Source organism: Flavitalea plasmicola, assembly GCF_030546645.1.
In the GTDB taxonomy this organism is placed as follows: Bacteria; Bacteroidota; Bacteroidia; order Chitinophagales; family Chitinophagaceae; genus Puia.
In genome coordinates, this window is the sequence record NZ_JAUOTO010000002.1 from 303392 (window position 1) to 321912 (window position 18521).

The 18521-nt window shown below is 50.7% G+C and carries 15 protein-coding genes; 7 read left to right on the forward strand and 8 right to left on the reverse strand.

From position 1 onward, the window contains the following. Positions 1-34: 34 nt before the first annotated feature. Positions 35-1390: an alpha-L-fucosidase gene (locus tag Q4E93_RS06695; RefSeq protein ID WP_303583647.1), complete on the reverse strand. Its 1356-nt coding sequence runs from the start codon at positions 1388-1390 to the stop codon at positions 35-37. 201 nt (positions 1391-1591) lie between these two features. Between Q4E93_RS06695 and Q4E93_RS06700 the strand changes: the two genes are divergently transcribed. Next, positions 1592-2449: an AraC family transcriptional regulator gene (locus Q4E93_RS06700; protein ID WP_303583649.1), complete on the forward strand. Its 858-nt coding sequence runs from the start codon at positions 1592-1594 to the stop codon at positions 2447-2449. Between the two features lie 11 nt (positions 2450-2460). On the opposite strand, the gene Q4E93_RS06705 is transcribed toward Q4E93_RS06700, so the two are convergent. Further along, positions 2461-4854, reverse strand: a complete 2394-nt coding sequence (locus Q4E93_RS06705; RefSeq protein ID WP_303583650.1) for a TonB-dependent receptor — start codon at positions 4852-4854, stop codon at positions 2461-2463. A gap of 148 nt (positions 4855-5002) precedes the next feature. Here Q4E93_RS06705 and Q4E93_RS06710 point away from each other — a divergent pair, with 148 nt between their 5' ends. The 4 genes from Q4E93_RS06710 to Q4E93_RS06725 are packed head-to-tail and all read left to right on the forward strand — an operon-like array spanning position 5003 to position 7438. Continuing rightward, entirely contained in the window at positions 5003-5344 is a 342-nt protein-coding gene (locus Q4E93_RS06710; RefSeq protein WP_303583652.1) for a YciI family protein, read from the forward strand. A 33-nt stretch (positions 5345-5377) separates the two neighbouring features. After that, positions 5378-5719, forward strand: coding sequence for a YciI family protein (locus Q4E93_RS06715; protein WP_303583654.1), 342 nt, complete (start codon positions 5378-5380; stop codon positions 5717-5719). 59 nt (positions 5720-5778) lie between these two features. Continuing rightward, complete coding sequence (locus Q4E93_RS06720) at positions 5779-7020, forward strand: RNA polymerase sigma factor (protein WP_303583656.1); 1242 nt, start codon at positions 5779-5781, stop codon at positions 7018-7020. 10 nt (positions 7021-7030) lie between these two features. After that, positions 7031-7438 carry a DUF5946 family protein gene (locus Q4E93_RS06725; RefSeq protein WP_303583658.1) on the forward strand — a complete coding sequence of 136 codons (408 nt, stop codon included), beginning with the start codon at positions 7031-7033 and terminating at the stop codon, positions 7436-7438. Positions 7439-7440: 2 nt separating this feature from the next. Here Q4E93_RS06725 and Q4E93_RS06730 read toward each other — a convergent pair whose 3' ends face one another. The 3 genes from Q4E93_RS06730 to Q4E93_RS06740 all read right to left on the reverse strand — a co-directional run bounded on the left by Q4E93_RS06730 (position 7441) and on the right by Q4E93_RS06740 (position 9710). Then, entirely contained in the window at positions 7441-8292 is an 852-nt protein-coding gene (locus Q4E93_RS06730) for a VOC family protein (protein ID WP_303583660.1), read from the reverse strand. 68 nt (positions 8293-8360) lie between these two features. Continuing rightward, a complete protein-coding gene (locus Q4E93_RS06735) occupies positions 8361-9086 on the reverse strand; it encodes a helix-turn-helix transcriptional regulator (RefSeq protein WP_303583662.1) in 726 nt (241 codons plus the stop codon). A gap of 150 nt (positions 9087-9236) precedes the next feature. Further along, positions 9237-9710, reverse strand: a complete 474-nt coding sequence (locus Q4E93_RS06740) for a carboxymuconolactone decarboxylase family protein (protein ID WP_303583664.1) — start codon at positions 9708-9710, stop codon at positions 9237-9239. A gap of 218 nt (positions 9711-9928) precedes the next feature. On the opposite strand from Q4E93_RS06740, the gene Q4E93_RS06745 reads away from it, so the two are divergent. Further along, on the forward strand, positions 9929-10909 hold the full coding sequence (locus tag Q4E93_RS06745; protein ID WP_303583667.1) for an MBL fold metallo-hydrolase: 981 nt from the start codon (positions 9929-9931) through the stop codon (positions 10907-10909). A gap of 68 nt (positions 10910-10977) precedes the next feature. Here Q4E93_RS06745 and Q4E93_RS06750 read toward each other — a convergent pair whose 3' ends face one another. Genes Q4E93_RS06750 through Q4E93_RS06760 form a run of 3 tightly spaced genes read right to left on the reverse strand, consistent with a single transcriptional unit; the run spans position 10978 to position 17476 of the window. After that, the gene (locus Q4E93_RS06750; protein ID WP_303583669.1) at positions 10978-12699 is read right to left on the reverse strand and encodes an IlvD/Edd family dehydratase; all 1722 of its coding nucleotides are present in this window, start codon (positions 12697-12699) and stop codon (positions 10978-10980) included. A 5-nt stretch (positions 12700-12704) separates the two neighbouring features. Then, positions 12705-14294, reverse strand: coding sequence for a SusD/RagB family nutrient-binding outer membrane lipoprotein (locus Q4E93_RS06755; RefSeq protein ID WP_303583671.1), 1590 nt, complete (start codon positions 14292-14294; stop codon positions 12705-12707). 11 nt (positions 14295-14305) lie between these two features. Continuing rightward, positions 14306-17476, reverse strand: a complete 3171-nt coding sequence (locus Q4E93_RS06760; protein WP_303583673.1) for a SusC/RagA family TonB-linked outer membrane protein — start codon at positions 17474-17476, stop codon at positions 14306-14308. Between the two features lie 217 nt (positions 17477-17693). On the opposite strand from Q4E93_RS06760, the gene Q4E93_RS06765 reads away from it, so the two are divergent. Next, entirely contained in the window at positions 17694-18515 is an 822-nt protein-coding gene (locus tag Q4E93_RS06765; protein ID WP_303583675.1) for a helix-turn-helix domain-containing protein, read from the forward strand. Positions 18516-18521: the final 6 nt, after the last annotated feature.

The following is an 18521-nucleotide window of genomic DNA, read 5'->3' on the forward strand; positions in this document are numbered from 1 at the left end:
TAATTCAAAATGAGCTACAAAAATATTGAAAACTTTATTTAAGCAGCAGCTCGACCACCGGTATCTCAACATTGGGCTTTTTCTCCGGCAGCAGCAGCGTGACATCGTCACCGCCGTCGGATTTTGACTTAATTTCCGAAGCGTCATGCAGGAACTGTATATACTTTATTTTGTCCTTATAACCCGGCAGTACCAGTGTGCCCGTCTTCGGATACTCCATCAGGTGCACGTATAACCGCCGGGTGGTCTTATTATAGGTAAGTTGCGTGTTCTCCGGCACCTTGAACTCATCGGGAGCATAGGTACAGTGGTAAATAGCCCTGTTGTTGGCATGCATCCACCAGGAAAGGCTGTCCAGCGCGTTCTTTGCCCGGTAGTCGAACTCGCCCCGTGCCGTCGGTCCGACGTTCAGGATCAGGTTGCCTCCGTTGGCGGTGGAAGTGATCAGCAGGTCGAGCAACTGGTGGTCTTTCTTCCAGGTGTTCTCATCCCGGTAGTATCCCCACGATCCGGAGAAGGTTTGACAGGTCTCCCAGGTTTTGCCCTTGTATTTTTCCAGCTCTTTTGTACTGACCTGTTCAGGTGTGACGAAGTCTCCCCCATCCTCATATTCGTCCAATCCCAGCCGGTTGTTCACCAGGATGCCCGGCTGCAGCCGCCTTACCAGCTTCAGCAGCTCGACGGCGCCCCAGTCCTCAGCATGTTTACCGCGCTTATTGTCCTTGCCCCAGGTCCAGTCGAGCCAGAGGATGTCGATCTTGCCATAGTTCGTCAGCAGCTCGGTGATCTGGTCGCGCAGATATTGCCTGTATTTGCGCATATCCCGCCCTTTGTTCAGCCGGTCGTAGTTCGACTGGCTTTGATCCGTCTGAACCAGGGGATGAGCGTCATCCATGGTGTAATCCGGGTGGTGCCAGTCCAGCAATGAATAATAAAAGCCCACCTTCAGCCCCTGCGCCCGGAAGGCATTTACATATTCCCTCACCAGGTCGCGATGGGCTGGCGTATTGGTGGCCTTATAGTCGGTGTATTTCGAGTCGAAGAGGCAAAATCCGTCATGGTGCTTGGTAGTAAGCACGGCATATTTCATGCCCGCAGCTTTGGCCTGTTTTGCCCAGGCGGCCGGGTCGAATTGGTCGGGGTTGAAAAAGTCAAAGTATTGCCGGTACTCCTCGTTGGTCATATGTTCATTATGTTTCACCCACTCGTGCCTTGCCGCCATCGAATAGATGCCCCAGTGAATGAACATGCCAAACCTGTCGTTGGTCCACCAGGCCATGCGTTGTTCCTTTGCCGCGGCAGATTCGGAAAATATTTTGTTTGTCTGGGCCTGTAATAGGGAGACAGAAAGTAATGATGCGATCAAAAATAGCGTTCTTACCTTATTCATGTTATAGAACTTTATTTAAAATTCCGACTCGCCGCCCGATGTTCATGGTTCGGAATTACCTTTTTTTTCTTCAATTTTACCCGGGGGGTCTGGGGGCTGTCATTTCGAATGCAACCGAATGCAACTTTTTTTAGCGTCTGTTAGCAAACTCAATCGATTATTCTTTTACTTTGTAAGCAGGAGCTATCATTATACTGCTATATGAAAATCATAAGAACCGAGATCTCCTTCCTGCACAACAGCAGGCTGTCCGTCCTCGACAGAGACGAGGACACCTTCAATCCTGCCTTTCATTTTCATCCTGAGCTGGAGCTGGTCTTAATAAAGCAAGGATATGGCCGACGGATCATCGGTAACAGGATCGACCCTTTTGAAAAAGGAGATATGGTCTTCGTCGGTTCCAATCTTCCCCACATTTGGCTGAATGACGACACCAGCGGAGATCACAGAGCCCGGTCGGTGGTGGTGCATTTCCGTAAGGAGATCTTTGGCCAGGAGTTCTACGAGCTGAAAGAATCCAGGGAAGTGGCCCATTTTTTCGACCTGGCATCCAGGGGCATCCAGGTGACAGGAGCTACCCGGGACAAAGTAAGCCGGAAACTGGATATACTGGTTACGTTGCGGGGATTCCGACGGGTCCTGCTCCTGCTGGAGATCTTACATATCCTGTCAACGTCTTCCGATGTCCTTTGCATCCTGGGTGACACCTTTAACCCGGAGAATATGGAAGAGACGGTCGACCGGCTGAGTGAAGTATACAAATACGTACAAAACAATTTCCATAAGGATATCTCTTTGCGTGATATTGCCGGCATAGCAGGCCTTACTCCACAGAGTTTTTGCAGGTTCTTCAAGAAGAAGACCAGTAAGCATTTTTTTGACTATTTGAATGAGGTGAGGATCTTCAGAGCCTGCGAGATGCTGATAGAATCGGAAGCTCCGGTGTCCGAGGTCGCCTATTACTGCGGATACAACACTATTTCTAATTTCAATAAGCTCTTCAAGGAGAGTACCGGCCTGACCCCTGGGCAGTTCAGGATCCGGAGCGTGGTGAAGTAGGCTGCGTTGCATCAGAACTCCAACCTCATCCCAAATGTTGGAAAGATAGCAAGCCCCAGGTAATAGGTCCTGCCGGTGATCGGCTGAAAAATAGCCGAGTTTTGATTGAACTGGTTCAGCACATCCACCACATCGAAAAAGGCCGTATACTGAATTCTTCCGCTGTTGAATTTATAATCAGCCCGCAGATCCAGGCTTATAAAATCACGCAGCCGCCGGCCATTCTTCTTCACGATCTCTTGTGAGGATCTCAACAAGCCGGGATCATTGAAGACATTCCTGTGGACGACGTATGTGTCCGTTGGCCTGCCGGTGGCATACCTGAACTTGCCCGAGAAAATCCATTTTTTGTTATGTTCATAGCTACCCAGCAGACTGATCACATGGGGGAGGTCGAATATATAATCATATTCCCGCAGCCCGTCATGGTCGTCTCTTTTTGACCGCATAAATGAATAGCTCAGCTGGCCATGGAATTTTTTGGAAAGCCGTTTGATCAGGCTGCCGTCAAAGCCATAGGCATTGCCGGTCCCCGCATTATTTAAATAAGGTCTTCCGCTGGCCGGCTGAACTGCCAGGTCGTCCAGTTTCTTATACCAGCCTTCTGCCGTAAATTTCAGATCGGGCGTAAAATAAAATTTGTAGCCAAGAATATACTGATATGCCCGTTCGTTCCGCAGCAGGTGACCCATAGGCTGAGAGGCAATATCCGCATAAGAGGGATCCTGGTAGTAGATGCCGGCTGCAAAATTGATGTTTTGTTTTTCATCCAGGCGTATACTGCCGCTGAGACGGGGAGCTACTGTATTTTGTTTCGTAAAACCCGTATAGTCATACCGTACGCCCGGATTGAGCGTCAACCGGTCGAACAGGGTGACTGACAGGTCGAGATAGCCGGAAGCATTATAGGCATGGTCCTTTACGGATGCGTTGAAATCGACGGGATCGAGAACAAGGTAGTATGCAGCCGGATCGGGCCTGTAGTCGTTCGAGTTGAAAGTATACAAGGTATCGGTATGCTTCAGTTTCCGCGTATAATCGAGATCGACCCTTGACAGGTCCATTCCGGCAGTAGCGGTGACGTCCCTGCCTAACCTGGTAGTGAAAATGCTGCGGTAGCCCGTTTCAAACTGTTTGTTCCTGATACGCCGCAGGTCCGTCTCATACGGTATGCTACCTGTTTTTATGATATTTCCCGCAGTGTCGACGGCGGGCGTGGAATTGCCCAGGCGGTTGTTCACGTCCAGGAAGCGGTAATACAAAATATTCTTCCAATAGCTGCTGCGGCCAGTGAGCGTCCTCAGGTGAAGCCCCGCCAGGCCTTTGGTCACTACCGATCTGCCGACAAAGCTGGAATTATTGTCATCATTGAGGTTCTTACTATCCAGCACGTTGTCTACATCTCTCGTATATTTTTCCGGATTGTACATGGCGATGAACGTCAGCTTGTTCTTTGCATTGATCTCGGTACTCGTCTTGATCATATAATCGCCATAGGAAGGGAATCCTGCCCTCGTCAGACCAACCATCTTCTCCAGCAGCCTGAAATCCTGGTATCTTGCGGAGGCAAATACGCTCGTTTTCCTGTCAACTCCCGACGGCCCGTCATAAATAAGGGTAAAACCAAGCAGGTCGAACTGTCCGCTGTAAAAGGGGTTGGTGCGGTTGCCCTCTTTAATGCCCAATCCCAGGTAAGATGCGTTCTTTCTGCCGTACTGGGCGCCAAAACCCCCTCCCTGAAAGGTAGCATTATCAATAACCCGGGGCGCAAAGATGCTGAACCGACCTCCGTTGGGATCATTAAAACCTGAATTGAAACCTTCGATCTCCAGGTGTGACACCTGGAATACGGGGATGTCATCCACCATGTAGACATTATCGCTCGTCCCCTGCCCGCGGACGGCGATAGCGGAATACTGACCGCCACTGCTGACGACTCCCGGCAGGATGCCAATGGCCCTGAATATATCACCCTGTGCTCCCGGGCTCTTAAATATCTCTTCCCGCGAAAAAGAATAGGCAGAGACCGGGGTTGAAAGATTATTCTCACCTCTGAATGCCCGCACGGATACCGCACTCAATTGCCTGGCATCCTGCAATAGTTCGGCCTCCAGGTACGAGGTTTTCCCATTCACCACACCGACGTCATTCAAAATTTTCTCCTGGAAACCGATGTTTGAAATGACGAGTGAATAAGTCCCTGCAGGTATACTGGACAAAACGAACATGCCGGAGGTATCCGTGGAGCACGTGAATGGGCGGCCTTTTATCGACACCGTTGCCCCTGACAGCGGCCGCTTCGTGGACTCTTCGATGATCTTTCCTTTAAGCGTTCCCTTTTCCTGGGCAAAGATGGAAATGGGTATAAGCAATGAACAAATAAGGGCGAGTCGTCTCCTATGCATGTGTTGGTTATTATATGCACATGAGACAAAGGAAGGAGCTGGTTTGTGACACACAGATAAGGGAGCGAAAAAATAAATCCTTATCAATTTGTCCAATTCCCAAAACTCAATCGTCATTAATTTTTAACAATAAACATTTTTACATTTCATGGAAAATTATATGCTCTTATTCAGAGGCAGCGATGTCTATCAGCCGGGCCAGTCTACTGAAGCTTTTCAAGCTCTCAAACAAGAGATGATCCATTGGCTAGGCGACCTTTCCAAAAAAGGGGCGCATGTAGCCAGTGACCCCCTGCAACCCACCGGCAAACAGGTCAGCGGCGCAAAAAAAACTGTTACTGATGGCCCCTTTGGAGAAGCAAAAGAAATTATCGGGGGTTGCACAGTTATCCAGGCCAAAGATATACATGAGGCAGTTGAAATTGCCAAAAGCTGTCCTATTTTAGCATCGAATGCAAACATTGAAGTGCGCCCCATCCAAAAATTGTAAACATATTCCTTTAACCATTAAAACTCAAACAAAATGAATGATTTCCTCTTAATATTCAGAACAGATTACAATACTATGCCTAAGGCTTCGCCAGAAGAAATGCAAGCCTCCACGAAACGCTGGATGGACTGGCTAGGCGGTATTGCGGCTCAAAATAAATTGACCGATCGGGGAAACAGGCTAGTCCCGACCGGGAAAGTCCTAAAACCTGGCAATGTAATTGCAGATGGTCCTTACACGGAAATAAAAGAGTCCATTGTAGGTTATAGCATTGTAAAAGCCGATTCTATTGAAGATGCCACTGAGTTAGCAAATGGCTGTCCCATATTGAGAATCGGCGGAAATGTTGAGATCAGAGAGATCAGTATACTATAAGTCTGGTGTGACTTTGTCGATCAGAGATGTCTTTGTACTTTGCAAGGGCATTTATTTTCATGAAACAGGCAGAGCTGATACCTCATTTATTCAGAACCGAGTACAGAAAACTGGTTTCCGTACTATGCAAACTATTTGGCATTGAACATATTGAAATTGCAGAAGACATTGCAAGCGACACTTTTCTCGTGGCCTCTGAATTATGGGGTTTAAAAGGACTGCCTGAAAACCCAACAGCGTGGCTCTATACTGTTGCAAAAAACAAGACCAAAGATTATCTAAAACGAGATTCAATTTTTGCTCAGAACGTTTCAAAACATCTACAACCTAATGCAACGACTTCGGAAGAAATAGAAATCGATCTGTCTGTAAAAAATATCAACGACAGCCAACTGGCAATGATATTTGTCGTCTGCCATCCCTGCAATCCGGCGGAAGCTCAGATTGGATTAGCGTTAAACCTCCTTTGTGGTTTTGGGGTTGAAGAAATCGCCAATGCCTTTTTGACAAACAAAGACAATATCTACAAACGCCTGCAACGAGCCAAGGAAAAGCTTAGAGCGGAGAAAATAAAAATAGAGTCCCCCACCCTATCTGAAATTAATGTCCGGCTACCCACCGTACTGATGACCTTGTACCTGCTATTCAATGAAGGATATTATTCTTCCAACCAGGACATCACATTGCGCAAAGATCTTTGTTTGGAAGCGATGAGGTTGGCTTATTTGCTTATCGATAACGAACCAATGAACAAACCATCCGCAAATGCCCTGCTTTCTTTAATGTGCTTTCATTCGTCAAGATTCGACTCAAGACTCAATCAAAATGGAGAAATCATTCTATACCAGGACCAGGACACAAACCTATGGAATCAGGAGCTGATTGCCAAAGGAGAATATTTTTTAAATCAGGCGTCGCAAGGCGATAGCATATCAAAATATCATTTGGAAGCAGGTATCGCTTACTGGCACACTATTAAAGCCGACACAAAGGAAAAATGGAAAAGCATCCTACAACTTTACAATCATTTACTAGTTAATGAATATTCACCCATTGCGGCATTAAACAGAACTTATGCACTTGCCAAAGTAAACGGAAAAAAGGAAGCGATCATTGAAGCGGAAAAGATAAACCTCGCCGACCATCATTTATACCATTGTCTTTTGGGAGAACTTTATACCGGCCTGGACAACGCAAAAGCAATTTCACATTTACAGCATGCTTTTACGCTTGCCAAATCAGCGGCCGATAAAATGCTTATTTCCAACAAGATACTGGGATGCAAGCAACAGGAACCATAACAAACATCCAATGGCAATGAAATCTTATGATCTATATACTGAGCTTTCGTATTATACACTAAGTCATTCAGGCAGCAATTTTATTCACCAACATATCGTAGACGCCTATACCGTGCAGACTGCCACTTCAACAACCAAACCGATCGCTTTGTGGTTTGGCCTTGTCGGCTTGTATTTGTATGTAGAAAAGGGTTATACAGGACGGCAGGTGCAACAAATGCATGGTGACATCGCAAAACGGACAAAAGAATTCCCGGCTGTTGATCTTCCTCAGAAACGCGGCAATATAACCGTTGCTGATGTTTTGCAAAAACCACCCGGACCAGCGCGTGATCAAATGATCGAGGCCTGGTGTGCGGCTGTTTGGGAGGCATTCAAGGAGAACAGGGAAGTGGTCACAACATGGCTATTTTATTGAATTTAGTCGAGCGTCGCCTGTACGATCTTTTCAATATCAAATTTTCGCATTTGCATAAACGCCTTCGCTGCTTTGCCGGCCTTGTTGGGATCAGTCATTAATTTTCCCAGAACAGTAGGTATCACCTGCCAGGAAACACCAAATCTGTCTTTTAACCACCCGCACATGCTTTCCGCGCCGCGTTCCGTTAATTTTCCCCAGTAATGATCTATTTCTTCCTGGGTATTGCAATGTATCGTCAGGGAAACGCCTTCATTAAAGGCAAATTTGTGTGCATGTGCGCTTTCCATCAGCATAAATTTCTGGCCATCCAAGTCGATCCGGGCAAGCTTTACTTTTCCTTCTATATCGGGCAGCTCATCCTTTGAATACCGGAGTATACTGTCTGTACCCGAATCTTTAAAAATGGAGGTGTAGTGTTGTATGGCTTCTTCCACTCGACCATATTGATCACCGACGAACAGGAGAAAGGGTGTGATCTTTTGACCCCCTGTTTCTATCTTTCCCAGTGAAAGTTGCCATGAAATACCAAACCGATCGCTGATCCAACCGTACTTTTCACTCCAGGGATACTTATCCAAAGGCATCTGTAAAGAACCGTCCCTGGAAAATGCTTCCCAAATATTGTCTATCTCTTCTTCTGTTTCACAGATGTAATACAATGAAATGGATGGATTGGGCCTGTACATCGGACCTCCGTCCAGCAGGGTGATATGCTGTCCCGCCACCTCTATTTCGGTGACGATGGGCGACTGGACCACTATCCTTGCGCCGGGAAATACTTTACAATACAAGGCGGCGGCCTCCTTGGCCTGGTTATCGAACCATAGGCAGGGTGTAATCAGTTCTTTCATATGTTTTACAGTTAAATTTCGTGTAAAGTTGGGGTAGCCGCCTAACACTTCATTGTACAAAACCGACATTATTTCTTCTTCAGGCCAAATTGAAGGTAATCATTAGGTGTCGTATCTGTAAATTCTTTAAAAGAGCGTATATAATGGCTCTGATCAAAATAGCCGTTGGCATAGGCCACATCGGTCAATTTATCAAACTGCCCGGCCTTTAACTGGTAAAAGGCCATCTGGAACTGGCAGATCCTCCGGTATTCGTTGGCTGCGATGCCGACATACTTTTTAAAGATCCGCTGGAATGTTCTTTCTGTCAGGCGGAGTTCCTGCAGTATTTGAGCAAGCACATCGGTCTTGGGATCCTCCAGCATTTTATCGGTAGCATATCGTACGATCTCACATTCCCTTCGGTTGGACGTCACCTGAGTAAGCACGAAATGGTGCAGCACCTCCATTTTTTCTGCTGTTGATGGCGCGTGTATCAATTGAAGGTTCAATGCCATCGCCTTTTGCGGATTCCAGCAATTTAGTTCGATGGGCTCATTTTTGAGTTCCCGGGCCGATAGTTTAAAAGCAGGGCCTATGGCAAATGGCTTGAATAAAACAGCGATCAGGGCGGCGTCATCATTTACGGCCCACGATTCAGCATCAACTGCCTTTCCGAAGAGGGAGAGGCGATGATGATCGTTTTGCGATGTGTACAGCAGTGCCGGCACGCCGTTGGTAAATAAAGGCAGATCGTCAGCCGCAAGGGGGTTGGAATTATCCAGGACTAAAATAGTCTGGACGTAATCTTTCAATATGGGGTCTATTTTGCTATACCACTGCTGCATAAGAAAAATCTGGCACAAAGATGGCCAAATTCCCAGATTTGTCCAAACTCCGGAGGGAAATATGACAGATGTGACCGGGTAACGATCCCGCCCGGTTTCCGGGCGGGATCGTCTGCGCTATTGAACGGCATGCACCCCGGGCTTGTAGGTGCCGACAACCGCCCTATTCGGGAATGCGAGATTTACGCGATTGTAACCATTAATTGCGATGACCGCCAGCGTAAGGTCGATTAATTCTTCTTCACCGAATTCTTCCAACGCCGCCTCATATATTTCGTCCGACACCGCACGGCCTTCCAGTTTTGTCAATGCTTCGGCCCAGGCCAGTGCCGCACGTTCCCGGTCAGAGTAAAACGGGGCTTCGCGCCAGGCGGGCAAAACATACAGGCGCTGCTCACTTTCTCCGCCATCGCGAAGATCTTTGGTGTGCATGTCCAGGCAATACGCACATCCGTTGATCTGAGACACCCGGTAATAGATCAGCTCTAAAAGCGCCCGCTCCACTGACGATCTGGAAAGGTAGGCGCCCATAGCATACATTGCCTTCATAGCAGGCATTCCTTTTTCAACAACATTGAGTCTCTGTTTCATTTTAGTTTTTTTAAGTTTGACAGATACCCTAATAATGACTGAGAAGGACAGAATTGGACATATGCCGAAAATTATTTTCGGGGGGGGTGTTCCATTTTAAAGTTCTGGCAATCAGCAACAGTTTCATTTTGGTGCCCAGATTACCAATTAGTGCATACTTGTCTCAAGGTCACAAAACAAATAGTTTTGTGACCCAACATTACAAAATCGTACAATTCATGAACAGGAGAACCGTATTAAAAAGAACAGGCATTGCAGCTGTGGCGGCCGTATCGCCCTTTCCGGCATTGTTTTCAGGCGCATCAAACCTATTAACTACCAACACCGGATCCTTTCGTTTTAAAGTAGGCGATCTGCAGCTGTGGACCGTGACAGACGGTCATGCATTATTCAAGCCTGCACAACCCATCTTCGCGCCGGATGTCAGACCGGATGCCATTAATGACCTATTGAAGGAAAATTTTCTTGCGGAAGGCGCCGTCGATATTGCTTTCAACGTACTGGTCCTGCAAAAAGACAAAGAGCTGATCCTTTTTGACACGGGATGCGGCATCAACTTCGGCCCCGAGTCGGGTAAGCTACCGGACAACCTACGAAACGCCGGCATACATCCAACGGACGTCACTGCCATTTTGCTGACGCATGGACATCCGGACCATATCGGAGGATTGCTGGATAAAGACGGCAACCAGGTATTCCCTAAGGCCGCCGTTTATATTGCAGCACCCGAGTATAATTTCTGGATGAAGGGCGAACCGGATTTCTCAAAAAGCAAATTCCCCGATAAAAATGCCACAGCCGCGTGGGTAAAGCTTGCCAGGACCAACCTTGCTGCTTACCAGGATCGCCTGCACCTGTTCAATGACGGAGATGTTCTGTTCGGGTGTATAAAAACCCGGATAGTGCCCGGTCATACTCCTGGTCATACCATCACAGAAATTCATTCGGGCGATGAAGTTTTGCTGCATATGGGCGACACTGCCCATGATCATGTTATTCTTTTGGCACACCCTGAATGGGGTGTCGGGTTTGATACGGATTTTGACCAGGCGGCCAGGGCGAGAAGGAAAGTTCTGACAGAACTGGCTGAAAGACGAGTAGGAGTTTTCGCCTTTCACCTGCCATGGCCTGGGCTTGGTCATGTAAGACGCAGCGGTGCGGGTTTCGAATGGGTGGAGCGCGCGATTGCTACTCCCTGAAGCGGGTTTAAATCAGGCGACGCGTTTGGAAAGGTGATCATCACCATCTAAAGACCGCATTCCTTCTTTCAATGGAGATCTCTCCTCACCTCCCCTCCCGACCCTCCGCGTAAGATATCCATATCCGCCCCCAGGTGCGCCTGCTGTACATGGTCGATATACAACCGTACGTACCCCCTTGTAGTCGCAGGCTCGGGCGGCATCCACTGGGCCTTTCTGGCGGCAAGCTCCTCATCGGGGACATCCAGGTGCAGTCTTCTGGCGGCCACGTCCAGCTCGATCATGTCCCCGTCCCGCACCAGGGCCAGCGTGCCCCCAACCGAGGATTCGGGGGATACGTGCAGGACCACCGTGCCGCCGGCGGTGCCGCTCATGCGACCGTCGGAAATGCGCACCATATCTTTTACTCCCTTTTGCAGCAGCTGCATAGGCAGGTCTACATTACCCACCTCGGGCATACCCGGATAGCCCACCGGGCCTACGCCTTTCAATACGATGACACAGGATCCGTCTATTTCGAGCGCCGGATCATCTATACGCGCATGATAGTCTTCCATGCTTTCGAATACCACTGCCCTTCCGCGGTGCTTCAGTAAATGCGGGGATGCGGCGGAAGGCTTGATGACGGCGCCCTGTTCGCACAAATTGCCTTTCAGCACCGCCATGCCGGCCTCATGCTGCAGGGGACGCTCCAGCGGGGCGATCACGTCTGTGTTGTAGCAGGGCGACACGGCGCAATTGGCGCCGAGGCTTTTCCCATTGACGGTGAGGGCATCGTTGTGCAGGTAGGAACGCATCTCCCTTATGATCACCGGGAGGCCGCCCGCGTAGTAGAAATCCTCCATCAGGTAGCTGCCCGAAGGTTTCAGGTTCAGCAGCAAAGGTATTTTGCCGCCGAGCGCGTCGAAATCTTCCAGCGCCAGTGGCACTCCTATGCGACCGGCAATGGCCAATAAATGAATGATAAAATTAGTCGAGCCGCCGATGGCCGAGTTGACGACGATGGCATTTTCAAAAGCCTGGCGGGTGAGTATGCGGGAAAGCTTCAGGCCTTCGCGCACCATTTCCACGATGCGGCGGCCACTTAGCTGCGCCATTAGTTTCTTACGTGCATCCACCGCGGGGATAGCGGCGGCGCCGGGCAGAGTCAATCCGAGGGACTCCGCCATGCAGGCCATGGTGCTGGCGGTCCCCATCGTCATGCAATGGCCCTGGCTGCGGGCCACGCCTGTCTCCACCTCATGAATATCTTCCGGCGTATAATTTTCCACCCCCTGTTTCTCTTTGATCATCCAGTTGAAGGAGCCGCTGCCGATGCATTCTCCGCGAAAGCGCCCGTTGAGCATGGGGCCGCCGGGCACGATGATGGTAGGCAGGTCTACGCTGCAGGCGCCCATCAAGGTGCTGGGAGTGGTCTTGTCGCAGCCGGTGAGGAGCACCACTCCGTCGAGGGGATTGGCCCGAATGCTTTCCTCGGTGTCCATGCTGGCCAGGTTGCGGAACAGCATCGAAGTAGGACGCATCACCGTCTCGCCCAGCGAGGTCACGGGGAACTCCACGGGGAAGCCGCCGGCTTCCAGCACGCCGCGTTTCACCACTTCGGCAAAATCCCTCAGGTGGCCGTTGCAGGGAGTCAGCTCGCTCCAGGTATTACAGATGCCTATCACCGGTCTGTTCACGAAATAATCGTCGGGATAGCCCTGGGTACGGAACCATGACCGGTGTACAAATCCCATTTTGTCGGATTTACCGAACCAGTCGTGGCTTCTCAGTTTCTTTTCGTTGCTCATGGTTGTTATGGTTTATCCCACCACACCTGGGTGCTAAGCTTATCAGGGCCCTGATCTGTGATCGCCTCATTCACGTTGGTGGTATTTACACTCAATTCGGAAGTAGGATAGGTAAGTCTTCTGATGAAAGTGCCGTTGGGTACATCCGGATTATTGGGCTGCCCGTAAGGATTGGCTGTCAGGGCCGGGAATCCGCTCCTTCTGAAATTCGCAAAGGCTTCGGGACCATTTAGAAAAGAAGCGATCCAATACTGGGTATTGATCTGTTCCAGCTCATTGCCGGCGGTCAGCGGGTGGGCGGTGACGTAAGCTTCGCGATCAGGACCGGCGACGGCGGAATTAGGGTCGTATAGCGCCATCTGGTCCATATGCGCCCTGATACCGTCAGAGAAATATTGATCAGCCGTGCTGCTGGTGATCCATCCCCTGAAGCGGGCCTCGGCCAGCAGGAGGTTCGTCTGCGCCGCAGTGACCAGGAACACAGGCGAAGAGATCTTTACTATTCTACGGCGATCTACCTGGCTGTAATCATAAAAGCTGGCCAGTCCGTCCGCCTGGGCTTTGGCTACGATGGACCCGTTGTCATATCCTACCGGCATGCCTATCTGTTTCGTGGGATCGGTGCTGCCCACGGCAACTGTCTGGCCCGCCCCGCTGGCAGCGCCCACATACCGGATGGCTATGGATTGCAGGCGGGGATCATTGGTGCTCTTTAGCTGGTCCACGAATGGCTTGGTCAGGTAGAAATTCGCGGCCTCGCTGCCGTTGAGCGTACCTCCGATGGGCTGCGTGAAGTTGGCGTCATGGCGGATATAGGCATTGTCGGCATTGCCCGTAATGACGCCACCGGCTACGGCCGCCTGTACCGCGGTCTGCGCTTTAGCGGATTCTTTTTTGCTCAGTCGCATACCGGCTCTCAACAGCAGAGAATAAGCGAATTTCTTCCACTGACCTACATTGCCGGCATACAGCACGTCTCCCGACTCGATGGCGCCTGCAGGGTCCAGCGCTGCCGCCGCGTCCGTCAGCTCCTGTATGATCTTCGGGTAAATATCCTGCTGCTTGTCATATTTGGGAAACAGTACCCGGTCTGTGAGACCGGCGCCGCCTTCCAGGTAAGGGATGTCGCCATACTCATCTGTCAGGATCATAAAAACATAGGATTGGAATATGCGCGCCATATTGTACATGTTGCTCCTCGCCGGAAGGTCCTTCGAGCGCATCAGGGCATCATGCGTATTCTTGATCACGCTCTGGTAATACGCTGTCCACAATGGTTGCGTGGTCACGTCGCGGCTGTCCTGGTTGAAATTGGCGCCTGCCAGTACCCCACCGTTGGGTGTCACCATCTGCTGCACGATGCCTACATCGAACACCAGGGTTTTCACCGGGTAGGAGGTATTGATGATGGCCTGGTTCAGCAAAAGCGCAGGGTCCAGCGAAGTGGGGCTGGTCTTGTTCTTATTCAGGTCCGACAGCCCTTTTTCACAGGATGTCATGGCGAGCAGGAACAAAACAGATAAACTATAGCTTACAATCTTTTTATCGACGTTCATATTCGTCTTATTAAGGAGTTGAAGAATCTTGGATCTCATGATCGGGAGTTTTAGAATTTAACATTCAAATTCAATCCAAAACTGCGGGTGGTAGGCAGGCCGGGGGATTCAAGCCCTACCTGGTTGTCCGAGCCGAAACCAAAAGTTTCCGGGTCGATGTTGTCCACCCATTTCTTGATCAGCAGGACGTTGTTGGCGACCAGGTCCAGCTTCAATCCCTTGAGGGGCCATTTTGCCGGAATATATCTGGTAAGATCGTAGCCCAGACTTACCTGCCGCACCTTCCAGTAGCCGCCGTTGTAGATCACCGGCTCGACTATTTGCTGGGAGCGAAGGTGCTCCCAATAGGTCTGCACCGCAGCTACCGCCGTATTGGGATTGCCGCTGGCGTCCACGCCCACACCTTTGAAGCCTCCCGAGCGGCCTTCCAGCGTCATCTTGTGCAGCCCATGGCGCACGGCATTGAAGTTGGTGCCCGACAGCATTTTATTGCCCAGCTTGTAATCGATGAAGACAGTGAGATTGAACCCCTTGTAATTAAAGGTATTCAGGAAACCGCCTACCCATTTGGGCAGGGCGCTGCCAAACAGCATAAACTGGGAAGTACGCAGGGGCAGGCCATTCGACTGGAATATTCTCTGCCCTTTTGCATCGCGTGCATATCCGTAACCGGCGATCTGCCCGATCTCTTCGCCAACCACCTGCCGGGTCTCGCCGTTGAACACGTGCGTGCCCGTGGTAATGCGCTCGCCCTTGGTGCTGGTGATGATGCTCAGCACCTTGGTCTTGTTGTAGGATGTATTGGCCGTAAATTCCCATTTGAAATTCCTGGTTTGCACCGGCACCAGGTTAAGCATGGCTTCCAGACCGTAATTGCTGCTCTTGCCACTGTTGATAGGCGTGTTGAAATAACCCGAGGCATCGGAGATCTGCACCGAAACGATCTGGTCCCTTGTGATCTTCCGATAAGCCGCCAGGTCCACATTCACCCTGTTGTTGAACATCCGCAATTCCAGGCCCACCTCCGTTTCCGCCACCCGGCTGGGCTTCAGATTGGGATTAGGCAACGTCGTGCCCGTCGCCCCGTTGCTGATATTGCTGGTGCCCACCGGTACCGGTACGCCGTTGGGGTTGTTGATAAAATTGGCATTGACCGTATAGAACAGCTGGTCCGAATACGGCGCCACGTCGCCGTCGCTGCCTACTTCCGCATATCCCACCCTTACTTTACCGAAATCGAGCCATCCAACATTGGGCAGATGCTCCGAAAACACATAGCTGCCGGAAATGGAGGGATACAAGATGCTCCTGTTGGCCGGCGAAAGGGTAGAGAACCAGTCGTTACGCACCGTGCCGTTGAGATAGAAAGTCCGCCGCCAGTTCAGCTCCGCGGAACCGTACAGGGAATTCACACCCTGTTCCGTCAATGTATATACGGGGTCTTTTGCCCGTCCGTTCTGTACCGTGTACAAGCCCCTGATGATAAAATCCGTTACCACCACGTTGTTGATGTCCGACCGTTTGCGCATACGGTTTCCTCCGCCATTGACATTTACTTCCAGGTCGCCGAACTTCCTGTTGGCATTCACGAGGAAGTCCAGGTTCGTTTCCCGGAACCGGCGCGATTCCTGGGTGAACACGCCATTGACGAAGCCCGGAGGCGCAGCAGCCCTCGAAGCCTGGCCGGTGGGGAAATTATTCACATCTTCATCCCGCGACCAGTAATCCTGTCCAAAACGACCCTGCAGGCTTAGCCAGGGCAGGATATTGTATTTCACGGCCACATTCCCGAAGATGCGGTCGCGCTTGATATTGTGGAACTGTTCGGCCAGCACCCAGTAAGGGTTGGTGCGGTTGGTGAACCGGGACCAGGGATACTCGTTGCCCGCCGCATTGTACTTATTGGCTTTCAGCACGTCCAGCGGCATGGACGTCGACAAGGCCATCAAAGTGGTGGGAATGGAATTGTCCTGGTTGGTGATATTCGGCGGGTTCTTATTGAATTCCCTGGAATAGTTGACATTGCCGGACAGCAGCAATTGTTCGGAGAGGTTATAGCTGAAGCCCAGGTTCATGGACTTGCGGTTGAACGAATTGTTGGGCATGATGCCCTTATTGTCCGTATTGTTCAGCGACAGGCGCAGGCCGCCCTTGTCGTTGCTGGTCTCCATAGCCACCGTATTGGCCATATTCTGTCCGTGGCGGTAGAATGCGTTGATGCGTTTGCCCTGGGGTTGATAGGGCACGGTGAGGTTATTGAACAGGACCTGCGTCATGCCCGGCGCAAACTTTTCCCCGAAGGACCATTCTCCCGAAGTAGGATTGGGCGTAGTTGGCCGGACACCGCCCTCGCCCTGGCCGTATTGCTGCTGGTAATCGGTGTAATCCAGGGGTTTATCATTGGTATAGTTCAGGTTGTAGGTGACGCCGATGCCTTTTGTCTTTCCCTTCGTTTTGGTCGTGATCATGATCACCCCGTCCTTTGCGCGCGAGCCGTAGAGCGCGGACGCCGGCGCTCCTTTCAATATGGTCATGCTCTCGATATCGTCCGGGTTGATGCTGGAGAGGCCGTCGCCGCCGTCTGCAAATACGCCACCGCCTTTTACGGAGATGACGTTGTCATTGAAATTGGTATTGTCCACGGGCACCCCGTTGATAACGATCAGGGGATTGTTCTGGCCGGAAAGAGATGACTGACCGCGGATGCGGATCTTCGAGGTACCGCCCGGTCCCGAGCCCAATGAGGAGATGTTCACCCCGGCCACCTTGCCCTGCAGGGCATTCATGACATTGCTGGTCCGGTTGACCGTCAGCTCTTCCGGCTTGACATTGGTGGCGGCATAGCCCAGCCCCCGGGATTGTCGCCTGATGCCCAGGGCCGTTACGATCACCTCGTCCATGTTCCGGCGGTCAGCCGTCATCGACACGTTGACTACCGTACGGCCGGCAACACCCACTTCCGCGACCTTATACCCTACTGAGCTGAACACAAGCGTGGCATTACCCGGGGCGGGTATGCTGTACTTACCGTCGTTGTCTGTGGTAGTTCCCTTTGATGTGCCTTTTACGACGACAGAAACCCGTGAAAGCTTCGTGCCCATTTCATCCGATACGGCGCCCGTAACGATTTGAGCATGAGCGGTGGATAGTAATAAAAGAAGAACGCAAAGCAGCCATAGCCTGGTGTAGCAGGCAGGCCTGCCGTTGGTGTGCTTTTTCATATAGCCAGTTGTTTTGATGAGCAATCATTAGCGCCAGCAAATTATCGGCAATTACCGGCAAAAACTTCCAAAATAAAACAAAGTTGAATTTTGCACCTACTTGATGAATAAATTCCTTTCCTTTATATAGGCCCTCGTCAGATCAAGCCATATGAATCAATTTGCGCTACAACAAGGTATCTCGGCAGAATTGCGCCCATTCCCCTATATACTCGAAATGGGCGCGAAAAAAAATGGCGCCATCCAGCTTGACGCTTTTCCTACCGCTACCGGCGAAGGCATCAGGATATATTATATAATAGAGGGCCGGTTTGAATGGTGCATCGATCACCAGCCTTATATCTTTTACCCCGGCGATGTCGCCCTGGTGCTGCCTGGTAATGCGTTCGGCAGCGACAAGGGTATATTAGAGATCGGCGCCTTTACCTGGATCCAACTGCGTTTGCAAAAGCCGGCGAATGGCCCTATGCTGCCGGGCGCATGGAGCGGCCTGTCGGAAAGCGAGGGCGCCGCCATCGGCAAGATATTGTCGCTGAACCGGTCTCCCGCCTTATCGAGGTTCAGTGAAGCCGGCAAGATCCTCAAATGCATACATGCGGAGCTCCTGGGTCAGGAGATCGGTTACCAGGCCCGCGTCAATCACCAGGCGGCCGAGCTGCTGATACAGACCACCCGGCAAATGACCAGGCAAAGCTATTCCGGCCGCGACTTCCCGAAAACATTCATGCACCTGGAAAAGATGCTGCGCCAGAACCTGGCGCATCAATGGGCGGTGGAAGAAATGGCTGCCATGGTCGGAATGAGCACTACCCTATTCAATGAAAGAGTAAAAAGCTATTCGGGCTTTACGCCCATCAATTACCTGATCAATATCCGGATCTCCGAGGCTATCAAGCTGTTGAAGCGGCCGGAGATCAGCGTAACGGACATAGCGCTGGACACGGGCTTTTATTCGTCCCAGCATTTTTCCACCACGTTCAAAAAGCTCACCGGCTTCAGGCCCAGTGAGTACAGAAAAAATCATTTGCGTAATAAATAATTAAAA

What these genes read in the sequence shown, in the direction of transcription:
- Q4E93_RS06695 (WP_303583647.1), bottom strand. Translation starts at nt 1,390, where the DNA reads ATGAATAAGGTAAGAACGCTATTTTTGATCGCATCATTACTTTCTGTC.
- Q4E93_RS06700 (WP_303583649.1), top strand. Translation starts at nt 1,592, where the DNA reads ATGAAAATCATAAGAACCGAGATCTCCTTCCTGCACAACAGCAGGCTG.
- Q4E93_RS06705 (WP_303583650.1), bottom strand. Translation starts at nt 4,854, where the DNA reads ATGCATAGGAGACGACTCGCCCTTATTTGTTCATTGCTTATACCCATT.
- Q4E93_RS06710 (WP_303583652.1), top strand. Translation starts at nt 5,003, where the DNA reads ATGGAAAATTATATGCTCTTATTCAGAGGCAGCGATGTCTATCAGCCG.
- Q4E93_RS06715 (WP_303583654.1), top strand. Translation starts at nt 5,378, where the DNA reads ATGAATGATTTCCTCTTAATATTCAGAACAGATTACAATACTATGCCT.
- Q4E93_RS06720 (WP_303583656.1), top strand. Translation starts at nt 5,779, where the DNA reads ATGAAACAGGCAGAGCTGATACCTCATTTATTCAGAACCGAGTACAGA.
- Q4E93_RS06725 (WP_303583658.1), top strand. Translation starts at nt 7,031, where the DNA reads ATGGCAATGAAATCTTATGATCTATATACTGAGCTTTCGTATTATACA.
- Q4E93_RS06730 (WP_303583660.1), bottom strand. Translation starts at nt 8,292, where the DNA reads ATGAAAGAACTGATTACACCCTGCCTATGGTTCGATAACCAGGCCAAG.
- Q4E93_RS06740 (WP_303583664.1), bottom strand. Translation starts at nt 9,710, where the DNA reads ATGAAACAGAGACTCAATGTTGTTGAAAAAGGAATGCCTGCTATGAAG.
- Q4E93_RS06745 (WP_303583667.1), top strand. Translation starts at nt 9,929, where the DNA reads ATGAACAGGAGAACCGTATTAAAAAGAACAGGCATTGCAGCTGTGGCG.
- Q4E93_RS06750 (WP_303583669.1), bottom strand. Translation starts at nt 12,699, where the DNA reads ATGAGCAACGAAAAGAAACTGAGAAGCCACGACTGGTTCGGTAAATCC.
- Q4E93_RS06755 (WP_303583671.1), bottom strand. Translation starts at nt 14,294, where the DNA reads ATGAGATCCAAGATTCTTCAACTCCTTAATAAGACGAATATGAACGTC.
- Q4E93_RS06760 (WP_303583673.1), bottom strand. Translation starts at nt 17,476, where the DNA reads ATGAAAAAGCACACCAACGGCAGGCCTGCCTGCTACACCAGGCTATGG.
- Q4E93_RS06765 (WP_303583675.1), top strand. Translation starts at nt 17,694, where the DNA reads ATGGGCGCGAAAAAAAATGGCGCCATCCAGCTTGACGCTTTTCCTACC.